This is a genomic window from Afipia clevelandensis ATCC 49720 (genome assembly GCF_000336555.1).
In the GTDB taxonomy this organism is placed as follows: domain Bacteria; phylum Pseudomonadota; class Alphaproteobacteria; order Rhizobiales; family Xanthobacteraceae; genus Afipia; species Afipia clevelandensis.
Genome location: NZ_KB375281.1, coordinates 930,086 through 946,533, shown reverse-complemented (window position 1 = coordinate 946,533; position 16,448 = coordinate 930,086). Strand labels below are relative to the sequence as shown.

The following is a 16,448-nucleotide window of genomic DNA, read 5'->3' as shown; positions in this document are numbered from 1 at the left end:
ACGTTTCCGCCTCAACAATTGTTGCGGATTGAAACAGGGTAAAGCGTTAACGAAATCAGCACGGTACGCCGAAATGCCCTATTTCGGACTTTTCGGCTTCCGATTGAGCATTTTCATCTCGCGGAATCGCTTGGCCCAGCCCTCGCGGAGCGACACCGGGCTGCGCTCCACCACCAGCGCATCGTCCGGCACGTCCTTGCTGATGACCGATCCCGAGCCGACATAGGCCCCGGCGCCGATCTTTACCGGCGCCACCAGCGATGAGTTGGAGCCGACGAACGCCCCGGCGCCGATTTCGGTGCGGTGCTTGTCGAAGCCGTCGTAGTTGCAGGTGATGGTGCCCGCGCCGATGTTGGCGTTCTCGCCGATATGGGTATCGCCGATATAAGTCAGGTGATTGACCTTCACGCCGGCTTCCAAATCGGCAGCCTTGGTCTCGACGAAGTTGCCGATGCGGACGCCCTCGCCCAGCACCGTACCTGGCCGCAGCCGCGCGTACGGACCGATGGACGCGCCCTTGCCAATCCGTGCGCCGACGATGTTCGAGAAGGAGTGGATCACCGCGCCGTCGCCGATGCTGACGCCCGCACCGATCACAACGAACGGCTCGATGGTGACGTCCTTGCCGAACGTCGTGTCCGCCGACAGGAAAACCGTTTCCGGCGCAATCAGCGTCACGCCGGCATCGAGTGCGGCTTGCCGCAGCTTGCGCTGCATCACCTGCTCGGCTTCGGCGAGTTGGGCTTTTGTGTTGATTCCGCGCACTTCGTCCTCGCTGGTTTCGATCACCACCGCGCGCAAACCGAGTTCGCGCACGATAGCGACAGCATCGGTGAGATAGTACTCGCCCTTGCTGTTGCCATTGCCGATCCGGTCGAGAATGTGCAGCGCCGTCTTGCCCGCGAAGGCCATCACGCCGGCGTTGCAGAGCTTCACCGCCCGCTCGGCCTCGCTGGCGTCGGCATGTTCGCGGATCGCGACAAGCTGCCCGTTGTCTTCCAGCAGCCGCCCATAACCCGTCGGGTCAGCAGCGCGGAATCCCAGCACGGCCAGCGCCGCGCCGTCCTTTAAGGCTGCGCGCATACGCGCGAATGTTGTGGCGTCGATCAGCGGGGTATCGCCGAACGCGATGAGCAGGTCGTCCGCGCCTGCTTCAAGCGCTTCGCGCGCGGCGAGCACCGCATGGGCCGTGCCGAGGCGTTCGCGCTGGACGTAGGTTTTGGTCCCGGGCCGCACGCGCGCGATCTCGTCGATCACCGCCTGATGATCAGGCCCGACCACCACGGCGACCGCATCGCCCCTGTCGCCCGGCGCGGCCGCGAGCACATGCGAGATCAGCGGCCGCCCCGCGACCGGATGCAGGACCTTCGGCAGGCTCGAGCGCATGCGGGTGCCTTCTCCCGCAGCAAGCACGATGGTGAGGGTGGTTCTGCCGGACATGCGTTTTCCCTGGTCGCCGCAACGGCGCCGTCTTACCCGAGAGCGCCAAGGGACAAAAGCGTTTTGGACGCCGCCCGCCGCACTCATAGTCTCCCGCTTCTGTTAATCTTTACACAATGATTCGCCCGGGCCTCGGGAGGGCCACGCCTGCACCATGACCAAGGACGGCAACCAATTCCGCGATGATCTCGCCGACGACGATGGCGCCGGCTGGATCACTCGTTTCCTCGCGGAAGAGGATGAATTCGACGGACGGTCGATGTGGCGGCTCGCATCGTGGGGCGTCGGCTCGGTCGGCGTCCTGATTATTGCGATCATGGCGACACGATCTCCGGCTGCGATCAACCGCGATCAACTGGCGTCGGCGGAACTGGCGCGGCAATCCCAGCAGGTTCAGTGGATCGCGAAGGAAAGCCAGAACAAGGCGAGAGAACTTGCCGCAGCGGTCGCAACGCTCAACGGCGACCGTGACCGGCTCTATGCGCGCGTGACTGTACTTGAGCAAGGGCTCGACTCGGTCACGGGTGCGCTGGCGAAACCGTCTGCCGCGGCATTGCCGCCGATTCCGGTCGCGGCTCCAGCGCTTGTGCAGGCCGCGGTTTCGACCCCGCCTTTCGACCCCGAGCAGATCGGACCGTCCCGGCCCATCGAGGCAAAAGCCGAGGCTAAAGCTGTGCCATCGGCTCCGCCGCCGAGGGTCGCGCCTGTCTCCACCGCTGCGCCGGCACCGGCTCCTGCGCCCTCTCCCACACCGGCCAAGCCGGTAGAGCAGAAAGCGGAAACGCCGCCCCCCGAGCCGGCGCCGACGGTGACCGCGGCGATCCCGGCATCCGAACCGGTGACCGCTGAATCGCAACCGGCCAATATTGTTCGCAAAACCGAGTTCGGCGTGGATCTCGGCGGCGCCAAGTCGATCGAAGGGCTTCGGGCTGTTTGGCGCGGTGCGCTCAAGGTCTACGCAAAACAGCTCGAGCCGCTGCAACCCGTCATCGTTGTCCGTGAGCGTCACGACGGCCTGGGCATGCAGTTGCGTCTGGTTGCGGGTCCACTCTCGGACGCTGCCGAAGCCGCCAGGCTGTGCGCGGGATTTCTGACGGAAAGCAACCGGCCGTGCGAAACTGCGGTGTATGAGGGTCAGCGCCTCAGCATGGTCAGCGAGCAGCCGGAGGCGAAGCAGCCGGAGGCGCGTCCGCACCGCTCCAAACGAAAGAGCAGGCAGCGCACTGAAGCTGCGCCGGAAGAACGGCCGAAACCGTCGGCGTTCAGCTCGTTTTTCGGCAATAGATAAGGTTCAAACCCGCGTTCAGCGGGTTGTGTCGCCGTCCGATCCGAACCATATTCGGCGCATGAAAAAGCAGCCGTTCAGACTGACCCCGTATCAGGTGCAATGGATTCTGGTCGTGGGGTTTCTCACCATCGGATACGCCCTCTACCTGCGTTACATGGCCATCGAGTTCGCGCAGGTGCGGCTCGAATGCGAATCCGGTCTGCAGACGATGCTCTGCAAGACGCGGCAGACCATGATGTATCTGTTCAAGCATTACGTGTTCGGCGTGAGTGCGCTGGTCATTGCGACCCTGCATATCATCCGGCCGTCGATCGTGACCCTTACCGCCGGACTGGTGGCGGCCTGCTTCGGGATCGTGCTCTACAACATCGGCCTGTCGGGCGTGGCGATCGGATTGCTTATTCTTGGGTTTGCGCGACCCGCGCCCGCGACAGCGTAAGCGCCAGCAACAGATAGAGGCCGCAGGTCCAGAGCGACTGCCAGTTGGCTGGTCCTTCGTTGAATCCGACATAAATCGCTGACAGAGCAAGCGTGCCTGCGAAGATCGACTCCGCGATCGGGCGCTTGCCGGCGGCCGACCTGTTCACCGCCGTGAGCAGCAGGAACGGCACGATCGCCATGGTCAGGGCCGCAAACTGAAAATCGCGATAGCGCGGATCGAACACGAAGCCGAGCGCGGTCTGTGTGGCAAGCACGGTCGTGACCAGCAGCACGATGCCGAGTATCGTCTGCATGCGTGAGCTCGTGCGATAGTCGCGCGGCCCGAGAAGCTCGAGGAATGTCGGCAGGCTGCGGCCATACATCACCGTGTTGGCCACGATGATTGGCGAGAGCAGCGCGACACCGAACAGCAGGATGCCCACCGTCCATCCGCCCACGCCCAGGCTTTCCACGATCAGCTTGTCGAAGGCGACGCCAAGCAGCGCACCGCCTGCGGTGGCGCTCAGTCCCACCGTGATCCATGAACTGAGACGCGGAGACCACGGCCTGCGACGCAGGGTCAGCAGCGCGACGCCAAACACCAGAACCGAAAAAATCATGCCCGCCGCCGCGTAGATTTTCGCGAGCGGGAAATTGGTGATCGGCTCACCGGCCGGATACTTCAAATCGCGCGATCCACCGGCATCGAACAGGCCCCAGTGACCGCCGACGGTTCCTTCCCACATCCGCTTCCAGGGCTGATCGTAGGCTTCAATCAGGTTGACCCGGAACTTTTCCTGACGCGCCAGTTGAAGGATTTCGGACACCACGCGCGCCTGATTGGCGCGCGACGGCAGCGCGCCTTCGCGCATGCGCCCCGCGCTCGGCCAGCCGGTTTCGCCGATCAGGATTTCCTTGTTGGGGAACGCCACGGCCATCCGCTTGCGGATCGAATCGACGTGGTTCGCGGCATGGCGCGCCCGGATCGGGAAGTCTTCCCAGTACGGCAGGATGTGGATCGTGACAAAATCGACCGCATCGTAGACGTCGCGGTTCTTCAGCCAGAACTCCCAGACGTCGGCGTAGGTCACCGGCACGCCGGCCTTGGACTTCACATAGCGGATGTTGGCCGTCAGATCGGCGGCGGTCATCTCGCCGCGGAGCAGCACCTCGTTACCGACGATGACGGCACTGATGATGCCCGGATACTGCTTCGCAAGCGCAATAGCTGTTTCCATCTGGGTTCGGTTGTCGGTGCGATTCGTGCCGATCCAGACGCCGAGCATCACCTTTAACCCGGCCTTGCCTGCGAGCTCAGGAACCCGGTCGAGGCCGTTGCCGACCGAATAGGTACGAATGCAACCTGTTACCTTCGCGAGTTGCGCGAGATCCTGCGCCATCTGCTCGGGCGCGATGATCAGCCCCGGCTGCAGCGGGTTTTGCCCGTCCCGGAACGGCGCGTAGGACACGCATTCCAGCTTCGCGGCGGGGTCGATGGGCGCGCGCGCCAGCAGGATCGGTGTGGCTAACCACCACCAGATCGCGGCAATAGCGCTGAGGGAGATGACCAGAAGGGCCAGTGGCGTGCGCAGGGAAATGGGTTCCGTCCTCCAGGGAGCAACGTCGATAACCGGTCACCGGCGCGCTGCCAAGACCCCAAACGCCATCTGCCCCCGGTCTTCTCGCCGCATGGCCTCATCCATGCCGCATTGGACTTCTGCCTTGCTGGACAAAAACATAAATGTCCTTCATGGGAATCAGGCGGTTGCGGTAAAGGCAATCTTCCGCCGCAATAGCGGGGCATCTGGTTGGCGCCGAGCGTTGCCGGTTGGCACGCCATTCATCGGGGATTTCATGCGTCGGGTTGGTCACGGAATTCGAGTTGCGATTTTTCAGCGGGTTGCCGTTCCGGCTCTCGCTCTCCTTGTCGGAATCGGGGCCGCTATTGCGCAAAGTGGCGATCTCCGGGCCCAGGATAACGCTCCCAAACAGTCTCCCGGCGATGCGGCCAAGGAAAGCAAGCGCAAAGCGGACGAATTCGTCGAAGCCGCGCAGGCCATCAACGGCCCCGCCGGAAACCCGGAATGCGTCTGGCTGGGACGGCGTGTGGTCGGCCTGATGTGGCGCGACGATCTCGATACCGCGTTCCGCCATCTGGACCTCTATGAGCGGTTCGGTTGCCCCGGCGGCCATATCCAGGCGGCATTCCGCTGCGTGGTCCGGTTCGGCGCGACCATCGACCCGAAGGTTGCCGAAACCCTCAATGGCCGGGTCCACGCCTGCTGGATCAATCCGTCCGCGCAGCCCCAGGCCGCGGCAGCGCCAGCCGCTCCGGCGCCTGCAGCACCGGCCGCGCCTGCCGCGTCCCCAGCAGCAGCCCCCACACCCGCGGCGCCGGGTAAATAGTCCACGCGCCCGGGCCACCTGGAACCGGAGCTTTGCGTGACCCGCAAAGCTCCGCGAACTGTGGGGACGCCCTCAAAACGCCATGTCGCCATATGAGTTGTTAAGCTGCGCAGCATAGATAAGCTGCTTTGAACGCTGCCGAACCGAGGGGACAGGTTCGCGATCTGCTACGTTCGGCCCCGTATGGTTTTCCTTAATGCGCGCCATCGTCGCTGTCCTGTTCTGCGTTACCGCGATCCACGCTGCCCTCTGGGGATTGCTGCGTGATGAGCAGCAGGCGCCCGACTTCAACGGAATGCTGCCCAGCCTCTCCTACGCGCCGTTCGAGGGCACGGGGCATCCCGACGTCGACAACATTCCGAACAAGGAAAAAATCCGAGCCGACCTGAAAAAACTCGCGACCATGACCAAGGCGATCCGCCTGTACTCATCGACGGGCGGGGTCGAACTGGTGCCGGCAATCGCCGCCGAGTTCGGCCTCAAGGTTACGGTGGGCGCGTGGATCGACAAGAACGTCGACCGCAATGAGCGAGAAATCGCGTCCGCCCTCGAACTTGCCAAGCGCAACAGCAATGTCATCGGCATCGTGGTCGGCAACGAAACCATCTATCGCGGCGAGCAGAAGGTTGAAGACCTGATCGAGCTGATCCAGCGCGTCAAGAAGCAGACCAATGTTCCTGTGACGACTGGTGAAATCTGGAACATCTGGCGCGACTATCCGCAGCTTGCCTCGTCGGTCGACTTCATCGCCGCGCACATCCTGCCCTATTGGGAAAACTTCACCGACAAGCAGGCCGTCGATCAGGCGATGTACATCTACGGCCATCTGCGGGAGATCTTCCCCGGCAAGCGCATCGTGATCGCTGAATTCGGCTGGCCGAGCGCCGGTTACAATCTCAAGAACGCCAATCCCGGCCCGTTCGAGCAGGCGTCGGTGTTGCGGAATTTCGTGACCCGCGCCGAAGCCATCGGCATGGACTACAACATCGTTGAAGCCATCGACCAGCCGTGGAAGTTTTTTGAAGGCGGTGTCGGCCCTTACTGGGGCGTTCTTAATGCGTCGCGCGAACCGAAGTTCGCATGGACCGGCCCGATCGTCGATCCCGACTACTGGAAGATCGCGGGCATCGCCCTGCTCGTCGGCGTCCTGCTGTCGCTTCCGATTTTCCGGCTCGCCAGTCCGACCATCATGCAAGCCGCTGTTCTCGCCGCCGCCGCAAGCGGCGTGGGCGCGTGGTTCGCCACCGTGTTCGCTTACTGGAACACGCACTACTTCGTTTTCGGTTCAGCTTTTGCGCTCACCCTTGGTCTTATCCTGCTGGTGCCGTTGGTCCTGATCGCGATGGCCCGGATCGAGGAAATCGCAACCATTGCTTTTGGGCGCAAGCCTGCGCGCCTGATCGCTGAAGCGCTTCCCGCCCCGGAAGGCTACGCGCCGAAAGTGTCGATCCACATCCCGGCCTATTTCGAGCCGCCGGAGATGCTGAAGCAGACGCTCGATGCCGTCGCGCGGCTCGATTACCCGAACTTTGAATGCGTGGTGATCATCAACAACACGCCCGATCCCGCATTCTGGCAGCCGATCCAGGATCACTGCCGGACGCTCGGCGAGCGCTTCATCTTCATCAACGCCGAGAAAGTGCAGGGCTTCAAGGCGGGCGCGCTGCGGATCGCGATGGAGCGCACCGCGCCGGATGCGGAGATCATCGGCATCATCGACGCCGACTATGTCGTCACCCCCGACTGGCTGAAGGATCTGGTTCCGGCCTTCGTCGATCCGCGCGTGGGCCTGGTGCAGGCTCCGCAGGAGCATCGCGACGGCGACCGCTCACTGATGCACTACGCGATGAACGGCGAATATGCCGGCTTCTTCGACATCGGCATGGTGCAGCGGAACGAGGCCAACGCCATCATCGTCCACGGCACCATGTGCCTCATTCGCCGCGCGGCGATGGACATGGCGGGCGGCTGGGCCGGCGACACGATTTGCGAAGACACCGACCTCGGTCTCGCGATCATCGAGCAAGGCTGGCTCACGCATTATACCAACAAGCGCTACGGCTTTGGCCTGCTGCCGGACACCTACGAGGCGTTCAAGAAACAGCGGCACCGCTGGGCCTATGGCGGCTTCCAGATCGTCAAGAAGCACTGGCGCCGGTTCCTGCCTAACGCGAGCCGCCTCTCGCCGGATCAGAAGCGCGAGTTCGCGCTTGGCTGGCTGAACTGGCTTGGCGCTGAAAGCCTCGGTGTCGTGGTCGCGATCCTCAACCTCATCTGGGTGCCGATCGTCTCGTTCGCCGACATCGCCATTCCCGACAAGATCCTGACTCTGCCGATCATCGCGGCGTTCATTGTCTCGCTCGCACATTTCCTGACGCTCTACCGGCTGCGCGTACCCATCAAGGTCGGCCAGATGCTGGGCGCCATGGTGACCGCGATGTCGGTACAGTGGACGGTGTCACGCGCGGTGGCCAATGGCCTGATCACGGATCATCTACCCTTCGCCCGCACCTCAAAGGGCGGACTGTCGCGCATGTCCGTCGAATTCCAGGCCTTCTGGGAGGCCGTCATCGGCATCCTGCTGATTATCGGCGCCATCGTTCTGGTCGCGTTCAATCAAAAGGAAGTCCGGGAGATCAATATTTTCGCGGGAGTGCTGGTGCTGCAGAGCCTGCCGTTCCTGTCGGCGGTGGCGATCGCGATTCTGGAGAATTCACGGATCAACGCCTTCGGGTTCTGGAAATCGTCGTCGGTGCGCGCAGCCGAACTGATCGGACTCCGCCGCGAAGCCACCCCTGCAGGCGTCACCGCACAGCAGCCCGTGCCGTCGGACGTCCGCTCCGACGGCAACTGATCGCCGCCCAAAATCGGGGCCGCAGCATTACTTCATGCTGACGAACGTGCCCCACACGGCTGCGAGCCCGGCACCAATCAGAACGTAAGCAGGATGGCGACAGAACATATCGCCGTACAGGCACATCTGCGAACCGAACTTGCCCAACTGGCCATGGTCTGCCGCATAAAAAAGACCGGACAGGACGACCAAGAGACCGGCAACGAAGTACATTTCAATATCCTTTCGCAGCAAGAACCACATCTGGATGCGGCGCCATTGTTGCTGCGATTCCGTGTCTCCGTCGAGACAGGCCGTCGTTGCATGGAGGAGTCATGGTGAGCGCGGAGGGACTCGAACCCTCGACCCCATGATTAAAAGTTAGAATTTAGGCACTGTCCCCCTTTACCATGAGGGGTCAAAGCGATTGCGCGGACGCTCAATAAATCAAATACTTGGCTCGAATTACTTTGTCATCGCTACTCACGCCAAATCATCGGTTTAGGTCCGTGGCGGTGCCAAAAAGAGCCAAAAAAGAGCCAAATCCGGTCCGCAGATGTCTTCGCCTGCTAAGAAAAAATCCCGGCCTCGGGGCCTGACGGATGAGCGCGTTGCGGCTTTGAAGCCTGTGGCCGGGCGCAGCCTTGTCGTCAACGATACCCAGCGCGGTCTCTATCTGAACATCTCGGGCGGCCAGCGGAAGGTCACCAAGACTTGGCGCGTGCGCCACCGGGAGCATGGCTGCACCTCGTCATTCAAACTGGGGCACTTCCCGGCGATGGACGTCGCGGCAGCCCGTGAGGCGGCACACCAGTTCCTGAAGAACCCGCAGGCCGCACTGAACCCGGTGACCGTCGTCAGCAACGACGATACGACCAACGCGGTCGCGAAAAACTTCATGAAGCGTTGGGTGGAGTCGAAGAACCTCAAGTCGCGGGATGAAATCCAGCGCATGTTAGATAAGTACGTTCTCCCGGTTTGGGGGGAACGGAACTTTAAGGACATCAACCGCCGCGACGTCAGCAAGCTACTCGACAGCATTGAGGACAGCGTCGCGGCGCGCGCGAAGCGTAACAATAAGAAGGTCTGGAACGGCAAGCGTCAGGCGGACATGGTTCTCGCCATCATCCGCAAAATGGCGAACTGGTACATGACGACCGATCATGACTTCGTTTCGCCTATCGTTCGGGGCATGAACCGTTCGGAAAACACGCCACGACAGCGCGTCCTAACGAAGGACGAAATCCGCGCCATCTGGACGGAAGCAAAAGAATTCGGCGTCTATGGAGCACTTGTTCGGATGCTCCTGCTAACCGGTCAGCGCAAAGAGAAAGTCAGCATGATGCGCTACAGCGACATCGTTGACGGCGTCTGGACTATTCCACCGAACGAGTACGCCAAGGAAAAAGGTAACATCGGCAGAGTGAAACTGCCGCAACTCGCGCTGGACATCATCGAAGAACTCATTCCCGTTGCTGGCAACCCTTATGTGTTTCCCGCACGCCGCGGCAAAGGTCCTTTCAACACTTGGAGCGAGTCCAAGGCAAAGTTCGAGCAACGGCTGCATCGGCGCGCGCCTGATATGGACCACTGGACTGTTCATGACATTCGGCGCACGGCGCGCACCCTGATGAGCGAGGCGAAAGTCAGCGATCAAACAGCCGAACGCGCCATCGGCCATAAGGTGGTCGGCATTCAGCGAGTTTATAACCTCTATGATTACGAGGATGAGAAGTCGGCTGCTCTAGAGCAATTGGCTAAGCTGATCCTAAAAATCGTGACGGCTAACCGGCACGTTCGGAAACCCCGGAGAATACAGCGGCCCGTGACAGCGCAGCCAACTTCGCATTGAGGACTGTGTGATGACTGACGCCCCTATCAAACTTAAGCAATACAAGCGCCGCCCGATACGCCTTCGCTATCCGCGCAAGGAAGCGATGGCCATTTTAGGACTATCCATGTCGACCATTATCCGGCGCGAAAAAGCTGGTATGCTCACGCCGATCAAGGACGTTCCCGGCGGCGGCGTCTACTACAGCCACGCGGAAATCATGAGAATGGCAAGGGGCTGAGCCTAGGCGGCTGTCAGCTCTTTCATTCGGACGCCGTCATCCGTTGCGAACGTCAGATGTCGCAAAACGCATTGTACACCGCGAACGAAGCCCCAGCATTCTCGATAGGTCGAAACGTTTGCGCTGTATTTTCCGTCGAACAGTTCAATCTCGATGCCACCGGAGTTGGTGAAACCGGTACCATTGGTGCGGATACGGCCCACACGCTTGCCTGAGTCCTCGTCAAAAATATCGATGAAGTTCAGGCGGCGGGCGTCGAAACGTTCAAATGTAAGCTGCATCGCTATCCCCCTTGTTTGAAAGGCTCAAGCTAGCGGGAACAAGATGTTCCATTTTTGGCGCGATCTCGCCTAAGGTTAGACAATCGACCTGGCCCTGCCCGCCACCTTCGGCACCCGAAAAACTACCCCCAAGAACCCGCCGACCAGCGCTCACCAAGCCAAACCCAAGCCCATATCCACGAACAGCCCCAAAACGGCCAAATCCGCGAACACGCCGAAGGCGCATGCGCATAGTGGCGGGACATAGCTCACCCACCTAACCGACAGACCTAGCAGGATAAAATCCGAGACCATCGGCTCCAAAACCTGCGCTTATCAACAGACGCCCAAAACGCCGAAAGCCCTCAAAAGCATGCCAACCCGCGAACATTGCTTCCGCGACCGGACTTATCCCCATGCGGGCATGCCGGAATTCCCGGTCTTCTGATTTCGTATCATGAGGCGGAAACGCAGAAGCCCAACAAAACGGGCCTTTCCTGCGTGGACTTGCTTTTTTGGCTCGGTTCTTAGCACTTACGTGCGTCGAAACCGCCATTCGTGACTGGGAAAAGCGATGTCAAACAAATCACTTAGCCGGACAACCAGAACCCGTGTGACAACGGGCAAGCAGCTATTCCTAGAGCGTGTTGACGAACGAAGTCTAGTCGCCCGGCGCTACCGGGAAGTCCTCGGCTCCATTGTCAGCGACCTCGGGGGCAGTGACGCCATGAGCGAGGCCGAACTCATCCTAGCCCGGCGCGCTGCATCGTTGGTCGTCGCTGCCGAACAGCATGAGTCCAGAATGGCCGATGGCGAGAAGCTGGACTTGGAAAGCTACATGCCGGTGGTGAACACGCTGATGCGCCTGCTCAGCACGCTCGGGCTGAAGCGTAGACCCAAGCATGTCGGCCCCTCTCCGCTCGAAGGCTATCACGCCGCCAACGGCAACGCGTCCGAGCCGGACGTTGTCGATGCTGAGCCTGAGCGCGACGAACCGCTGCCCGCGCGCCGGATCAATGAAGCTATTGCAGCAGTAGCGAACGGCTCGGAGTCGCGGCCTCGCCGCATCATTAGACCGGTTAGATAGATTTGCACGGCTGACGGTCGTTGCCCATATTGTTCTTCATCGCCGCTCTATTGGAGAACGCCACATGACCTCTGTACCCGAACCTTATGTTGCCTCGTTGTATCGCCAAGGCGAGTTAGAGCCGTATCTGTCTAAGGTTCTTGAAGTGGGAAGCTGGAGCGATGCCGCCCGCGCAGCCCATGAGTTTGCCATCGTTGAGCTTGGCGAAGGCGTGATGACGCCGACATCGCTGCACCTAAAGCATGGTGCGCAAGGAAAGTTTCTGAAGGACTTCACACCGTTTTAAGGGACCCAGAATGTCAGAGCTGCCTCAGGTTGAGCATCCGCCATTCTATTCGAGCCGCATTCACCCGCCACCGGGCGAACTGCACCATTTTGAAGAGATTGGCTACGCTGTTGCCGTCGATAAATTCGATGGTGTGAGCATCAAGGTTCTCGACCTCGTGCGAAAGAAAAGCTCGCGGATGCACACGCGGTCGTTGATCGAAATCATACCGTTGGCCGAAGCGGCGCGGCTGCCCTCTGCGGTGAAGGTCGGCCTGCGAAGGGAAATTGAGCGGCTCAAGGCGGCGGGGCAATGGCCGGAGGGATTGGAAGTGCCGGTCGAGATCACGGCTACCGGCGGTTGACGGAATAGCGGCTTTCCGGACCCGCACGAGTTGTACTCTTGGCTCAAGACCGCCTCTTGGTAGGTCCGGCGGCTGCCCGGCTGCCCCCCCCCGGGCACCTAGATAGGCCGTCCATGCGGACAAACGGCCAGAAACGGGGTCTGGGTGCGTTTTTCGGCCTCCGCCGGGCCGACCCCGCGCCCCGGCTCGTATGGCCTCTCGTCGGCCTCGACAGGGAAAAACTGTCTAAAACCAATCGGTTATCCCCAAATAGGACTTGCGAACCGTTCGCAGGTATGAGTCTGTCGCCCCTCACGCCCCTTAGTCAGGGGTTCGGAGAGCGCGGCCCGTCATGGCCTCAACGAACCGATACCAGCGCCAGACGCACCGAGCGGTCAACCCAGCCGGGCCGTTGACGTTGCTCGATGCCATCGCTGACGATGCGCTATTCGCCCCATGGTTTTCGCGCAACCCTGCAGGCTGGACGGCATGGTTCTCATTCTTGAAAGCTCTGTTCGGATTGCCGCTGTCAGGCGAGCAGGCCCGCATCTTCCGCGAATGCACCGGCCGCACTGAAAACCCGTCATCGGTTGCTCGCGAAATCTTTCTCATCTGCGGACGGCGGTCGGGCAAGAGTTTCATCCTCGCGCTCGTCGCTGTGTGGCTCGCTTGTTTTCACTCGTACCGCAAATACCTGGCCCCCGGCGAACGCGGGACAATCTTCATCGTTGCGTCCGACCGCCGCCAAGCCCGGACAATCTTACGCTACATCACGGCGTTGCTAACTGGCGTTCCCGCGCTCAGCCGGTTGGTGACCCGCACTTGGGCCGAAGGCTTCGACCTTTCAACCAACATCAGCATTGAAGTCGGCACGGCTTCGCATCGCTCGTTGCGCGGCTACGCGATTGTCGCCTGCCTTTTGGACGAGGCCGCGTTCATGGCCAGTGACGAGGACGCAGCCAGCACCGACTCCGAGATCATTACCGCCGTTAAGCCCGGCATGGCTCAGTTTCCCAACAGCATGTTGCTGGTTGCATCTTCGCCTTACGCCAAGCGCGGCGCGCTGTACGACGCGCATCGCGAACACTATGGCAAGAACGGTGACAACGTCCTTGTCTGGCAAGCGCCGACGCGCACGATGAACCCCACGATCGACCAGTCCATCATTGACGAAGCCATGGCGAAGGACCCAGCATCCGCTGCCGCCGAATGGCTGGGCCAGTTCCGAAACGACATTGAGTCGTTCATTTCCCGCGAAGCCGTCGAAGCCTGCATCAGCGAAGGCATCCGAGAGCGCGCGCCAGAACAAGGCGTCAACTACTCAGCCTTCGTCGATCCCGCTGGCGGCTCTGGCAAGGACTCATTCACGCTGGCAATTGCTCACAAGGATAAGAAAACCGGCATGGGCGTGCTGGACTGTATCCGAGAAGTGAAGCCGCCGTTCAGCCCCGAACAAGTCGCGCAGGATTTTGCGGCTACGCTCAAGAGCTACGGCATCACCAAGGCGCTGTCCGATAAATTCGCGGGCGCATTTCCGGTTGAAGCATTCAAGCGCAACAGCATCACGCTTGAGCAGTCAGCCAAGCCAAAATCAGATCTGTACCGCGATTTCCTTCCGCTGCTCAATTCAAAGCGCGTCGACTTACTCGACCATCCGCGACTCGTCGCCCAGCTTTCATCGCTGGAACGCCGCACCGCACGCAGCGGCAAGGACAGCATCGATCACGCGCCCAGCGCGCACGACGACGTCGCTAACGTGGTCGCAGGCGCGCTCACCAACATTCAGGTGAAGAAATACGCCTATGACGTCAGCATGAACTGGGTATCCGACGGTGAGGATGATGCTCGCCTGTTCCAGCGAATGCAACGCAACTTCTACATGACAGGAGGACGACGACTATGAAACGCAAAGCCAAAATCTACGATGCGAACGGAAACTTCCTGAGATACGCGGAAGGCAACGATGTCCTGAAGGACGGCGAAGTTCTGCGCTCAGATTTTACGATGCTTGATGGCCTCGACGCCATGCAGCGCCTCGTCGTTCAGGACAGCGTGACACCCGCAGTACCGAGGCATGCGCCCGGTTACGTCACAGACTCCGACAATGCGGGTCGCGCCGAACGCTTCTTTGCAAACAAGCAGCGCCTCAGTGACGCATGGCAAGATGCGCTATCGGCTGGGCCTGAGCAGATCAAGCCGCAGGCCGCACCGCAGCCACAGGTCACGCAGGATGCGGACGCGGCATACGCGCGCCGCAATGCGCGGCTTGAGCAGGCATACATTACGGCAGGTGCCTGATGGCGGGCCTGACACAAAAAGCGCTGGCGCGGGTTCTGGAGTTGCGCTTGCGGCGAGACGATGCAGCCGTATTGGTGGACTCAACTGTTGCTCGCATTTCGCAGCTTCGCCGCCTGCTCCCGCACAATCCTCCAGACGCGGCTTCCATAGAATTTGAGATTTCGCGATTACAAGGAAGTCTGGCCGATCATAAGCAGCATGCCGATGCGCTGGCACAACTGCTGGCGCAGGTCGGCGCGTTTCAGGAAACCTTGAAGCATGATGTGGTCGACGCGAAGCATGTGAGGGTTCGGCTGGACAGGGGCGAAACGATCCTGTCAGCGATTGCGGACGCTCGCCAACGCATTGCTGACATCGACGCTGAATTGCGGCGCGTGCGCCACGCTTCACCGACTCGCGCAGAACAGAAGGCTGCATGCGACGCGTGGCTAGATAATCTTCCCGGCGATGCGCGGCCTCGGATCAATGCGAGCAGACACGGCAAGTTCGGTATCGAGTTCAGCGATCCAGCATCGTACACCACCAAGCTGCCCATCGCTTCAATTCTGAACTTCGTCATTCCAGATCTATTCCGCGAAAGCCTCCATGCTGAAATCGACCGGCTACCTGAGCCTTCGCTCGCTATGTCAGCAGAAGACAAAGCCAAGGCGATGGCCGAGCTTCGTGCTGAACTTCTCGCCCAAGAGCGGCGTGAGGTCGAGCTTATCCGCATGGCGGAGAACGAAGGGCAGCGGATTGTTTATCGCCCGTTCATATCGGCTTTCGCTTTGCTGGGGTTGGAATTGAAGGACAAAGGCGCGGCAAAGGCCGCGTGATCGAATTCGCCGGATACGCTCTGGTCTCCGGCGAATGGCCAGCGAGGTCTAACATTACCTAGGCTGGCGGGGCGTCAGTCGTGAGTGGCCCTTCATAGAAACGAACCGCGACAACTCGTGGCTCTGCTTACCTTCGGAGCGTGACGAGCAAACTACTAGGGTGTTTGCGCTTCTCCTTAGAGTCTGCGGCTGGCAACCAACGGCGCGGCAGGCAATCCGGCCCGATGTGCTGTGACCCCCACGCACGTCGGGCCGTTTTATTTCAGCAGCCCGGCCTCGCGCATGATGCGCACGGAATGCCTGAACTCGGTCATGATGCCGCTGACCGTTGTCCGCGATACCGTGACCTCGAAGCGCCGCAGCCGATGCATGATGTCGTCCAAGCTCATGTCAGCTTCCGCCGCAATCATCCGCTTAACTTCCGATTTCAATGAAGGAAGCCTCTCAGGTCGAAAACGACGGCGCGGCGGAGAGTGCTCAGCCTGCCGCTTCGGTATGCGCCGTATCGTTGGCGCTGGCCTACCGCGGTAGTAGGACCAATCGTGGTCGTCCTTGGCACCCATGCGTTTATCCTCTCGTTCCGGCATGCCGGAATTGGTTGTCCGTTTTGGTTGCATGCGCACAGACACGCATCCTTTGTTAGAACCGTTTTCACAACGCTGAGCGCAGGCTACAATAGTTCGGTGACGACGCGAACAGCGCTTGCGCAATTCTAGGCGAAAACGCAACACAGCGCCTTGTGTCGCCCGACAAATGGCCTTCAGCAGGCCGACCGAACCGCCAATTCCCGCTGGCGTGCCGGAATGGACTCCCGAGAGGGAGTGACAGGGAGAACGCTTTAGTCAGCGTTTTGGGGGCAAGTATGTTGCGGGCTGCAGAACCGACAAAACGACGCGTCCGGCATTGCACCGGCCTAAGCCG

Annotated in this window: 17 protein-coding genes; 12 read left to right on the top strand and 5 right to left on the bottom strand. The window is 60.9% G+C overall.

The window, feature by feature from the left end; genetic code table 11:
• Positions 1-78 precede the first annotated feature (78 nt).
• Complete coding sequence (gene glmU, locus HMPREF9696_RS04355; protein ID WP_002711740.1) at positions 79-1,440, bottom strand: bifunctional UDP-N-acetylglucosamine diphosphorylase/glucosamine-1-phosphate N-acetyltransferase GlmU; 1,362 nt, start codon at positions 1,438-1,440, stop codon at positions 79-81.
• A gap of 154 nt (positions 1,441-1,594) precedes the next feature.
• Between glmU and HMPREF9696_RS04350 the strand changes: the two genes are divergently transcribed.
• Positions 1,595-2,728, top strand: coding sequence for a hypothetical protein (locus HMPREF9696_RS04350; RefSeq protein WP_002711739.1), 1,134 nt, complete (start codon positions 1,595-1,597; stop codon positions 2,726-2,728).
• Positions 2,729-2,786: 58 nt separating this feature from the next.
• Positions 2,787-3,167, top strand: coding sequence for a hypothetical protein (locus HMPREF9696_RS04345; RefSeq protein ID WP_002711738.1), 381 nt, complete (start codon positions 2,787-2,789; stop codon positions 3,165-3,167).
• On the opposite strand, the gene HMPREF9696_RS04340 is transcribed toward HMPREF9696_RS04345, so the two are convergent.
• Positions 3,127-4,617, bottom strand: a complete 1,491-nt coding sequence (locus HMPREF9696_RS04340) for a glycoside hydrolase family 17 protein (RefSeq protein WP_002711737.1) — start codon at positions 4,615-4,617, stop codon at positions 3,127-3,129. The two genes, HMPREF9696_RS04345 and HMPREF9696_RS04340, sit on opposite strands and share 41 nt — an antisense overlap.
• A 385-nt stretch (positions 4,618-5,002) precedes the next feature.
• Here HMPREF9696_RS04340 and HMPREF9696_RS22010 point away from each other — a divergent pair, with 385 nt between their 5' ends.
• Complete coding sequence (locus tag HMPREF9696_RS22010; protein ID WP_040301801.1) at positions 5,003-5,554, top strand: hypothetical protein; 552 nt, start codon at positions 5,003-5,005, stop codon at positions 5,552-5,554.
• Between the two features lie 196 nt (positions 5,555-5,750).
• Positions 5,751-8,408, top strand: a complete 2,658-nt coding sequence (locus tag HMPREF9696_RS04330; RefSeq protein WP_002711735.1) for a glycosyltransferase — start codon at positions 5,751-5,753, stop codon at positions 8,406-8,408.
• 27 nt (positions 8,409-8,435) lie between these two features.
• On the opposite strand, the gene HMPREF9696_RS04325 is transcribed toward HMPREF9696_RS04330, so the two are convergent.
• Positions 8,436-8,621, bottom strand: a complete 186-nt coding sequence (locus tag HMPREF9696_RS04325) for a hypothetical protein (RefSeq protein ID WP_002711734.1) — start codon at positions 8,619-8,621, stop codon at positions 8,436-8,438.
• Between the two features lie 322 nt (positions 8,622-8,943).
• On the opposite strand from HMPREF9696_RS04325, the gene HMPREF9696_RS04320 reads away from it, so the two are divergent.
• Both HMPREF9696_RS04320 and HMPREF9696_RS04315 read left to right on the top strand, forming a co-directional pair.
• Entirely contained in the window at positions 8,944-10,239 is a 1,296-nt protein-coding gene (locus HMPREF9696_RS04320) for a tyrosine-type recombinase/integrase (protein WP_002711733.1), read from the top strand.
• Positions 10,240-10,249: 10 nt separating this feature from the next.
• Positions 10,250-10,459: a hypothetical protein gene (locus HMPREF9696_RS04315; protein ID WP_002711732.1), complete on the top strand. Its 210-nt coding sequence runs from the start codon at positions 10,250-10,252 to the stop codon at positions 10,457-10,459.
• A 2-nt stretch (positions 10,460-10,461) separates the two neighbouring features.
• Here HMPREF9696_RS04315 and HMPREF9696_RS04310 read toward each other — a convergent pair whose 3' ends face one another.
• A complete protein-coding gene (locus HMPREF9696_RS04310) occupies positions 10,462-10,740 on the bottom strand; it encodes a hypothetical protein (protein ID WP_002711731.1) in 279 nt (92 codons plus the stop codon).
• Positions 10,741-11,446: 706 nt separating this feature from the next.
• Here HMPREF9696_RS04310 and HMPREF9696_RS04305 point away from each other — a divergent pair.
• From HMPREF9696_RS04305 to HMPREF9696_RS04285, 6 genes are all read left to right on the top strand, one after another.
• Positions 11,447-11,806, top strand: a complete 360-nt coding sequence (locus tag HMPREF9696_RS04305) for a hypothetical protein (protein WP_245259199.1) — start codon at positions 11,447-11,449, stop codon at positions 11,804-11,806.
• A 64-nt stretch (positions 11,807-11,870) separates the two neighbouring features.
• A complete protein-coding gene (locus HMPREF9696_RS21555) occupies positions 11,871-12,092 on the top strand; it encodes a hypothetical protein (RefSeq protein ID WP_002711728.1) in 222 nt (73 codons plus the stop codon).
• A gap of 10 nt (positions 12,093-12,102) precedes the next feature.
• On the top strand, positions 12,103-12,435 hold the full coding sequence (locus HMPREF9696_RS04300; RefSeq protein WP_002711727.1) for a hypothetical protein: 333 nt from the start codon (positions 12,103-12,105) through the stop codon (positions 12,433-12,435).
• Between the two features lie 331 nt (positions 12,436-12,766).
• Positions 12,767-14,317, top strand: coding sequence for a hypothetical protein (locus tag HMPREF9696_RS04295; RefSeq protein WP_002711726.1), 1,551 nt, complete (start codon positions 12,767-12,769; stop codon positions 14,315-14,317).
• On the top strand, positions 14,314-14,712 hold the full coding sequence (locus tag HMPREF9696_RS04290) for a hypothetical protein (protein ID WP_002711725.1): 399 nt from the start codon (positions 14,314-14,316) through the stop codon (positions 14,710-14,712). The genes HMPREF9696_RS04295 and HMPREF9696_RS04290 overlap by 4 nt, the downstream gene beginning before the upstream one ends.
• The gene (locus tag HMPREF9696_RS04285; protein WP_002711724.1) at positions 14,712-15,527 is read left to right on the top strand and encodes a hypothetical protein; all 816 of its coding nucleotides are present in this window, start codon (positions 14,712-14,714) and stop codon (positions 15,525-15,527) included. The genes HMPREF9696_RS04290 and HMPREF9696_RS04285 overlap by 1 nt, the downstream gene beginning before the upstream one ends.
• A gap of 257 nt (positions 15,528-15,784) precedes the next feature.
• On the opposite strand, the gene HMPREF9696_RS21550 is transcribed toward HMPREF9696_RS04285, so the two are convergent.
• Complete coding sequence (locus tag HMPREF9696_RS21550) at positions 15,785-16,090, bottom strand: hypothetical protein (protein WP_157169994.1); 306 nt, start codon at positions 16,088-16,090, stop codon at positions 15,785-15,787.
• Between the last annotated feature and the right edge of the window lie 358 nt (positions 16,091-16,448).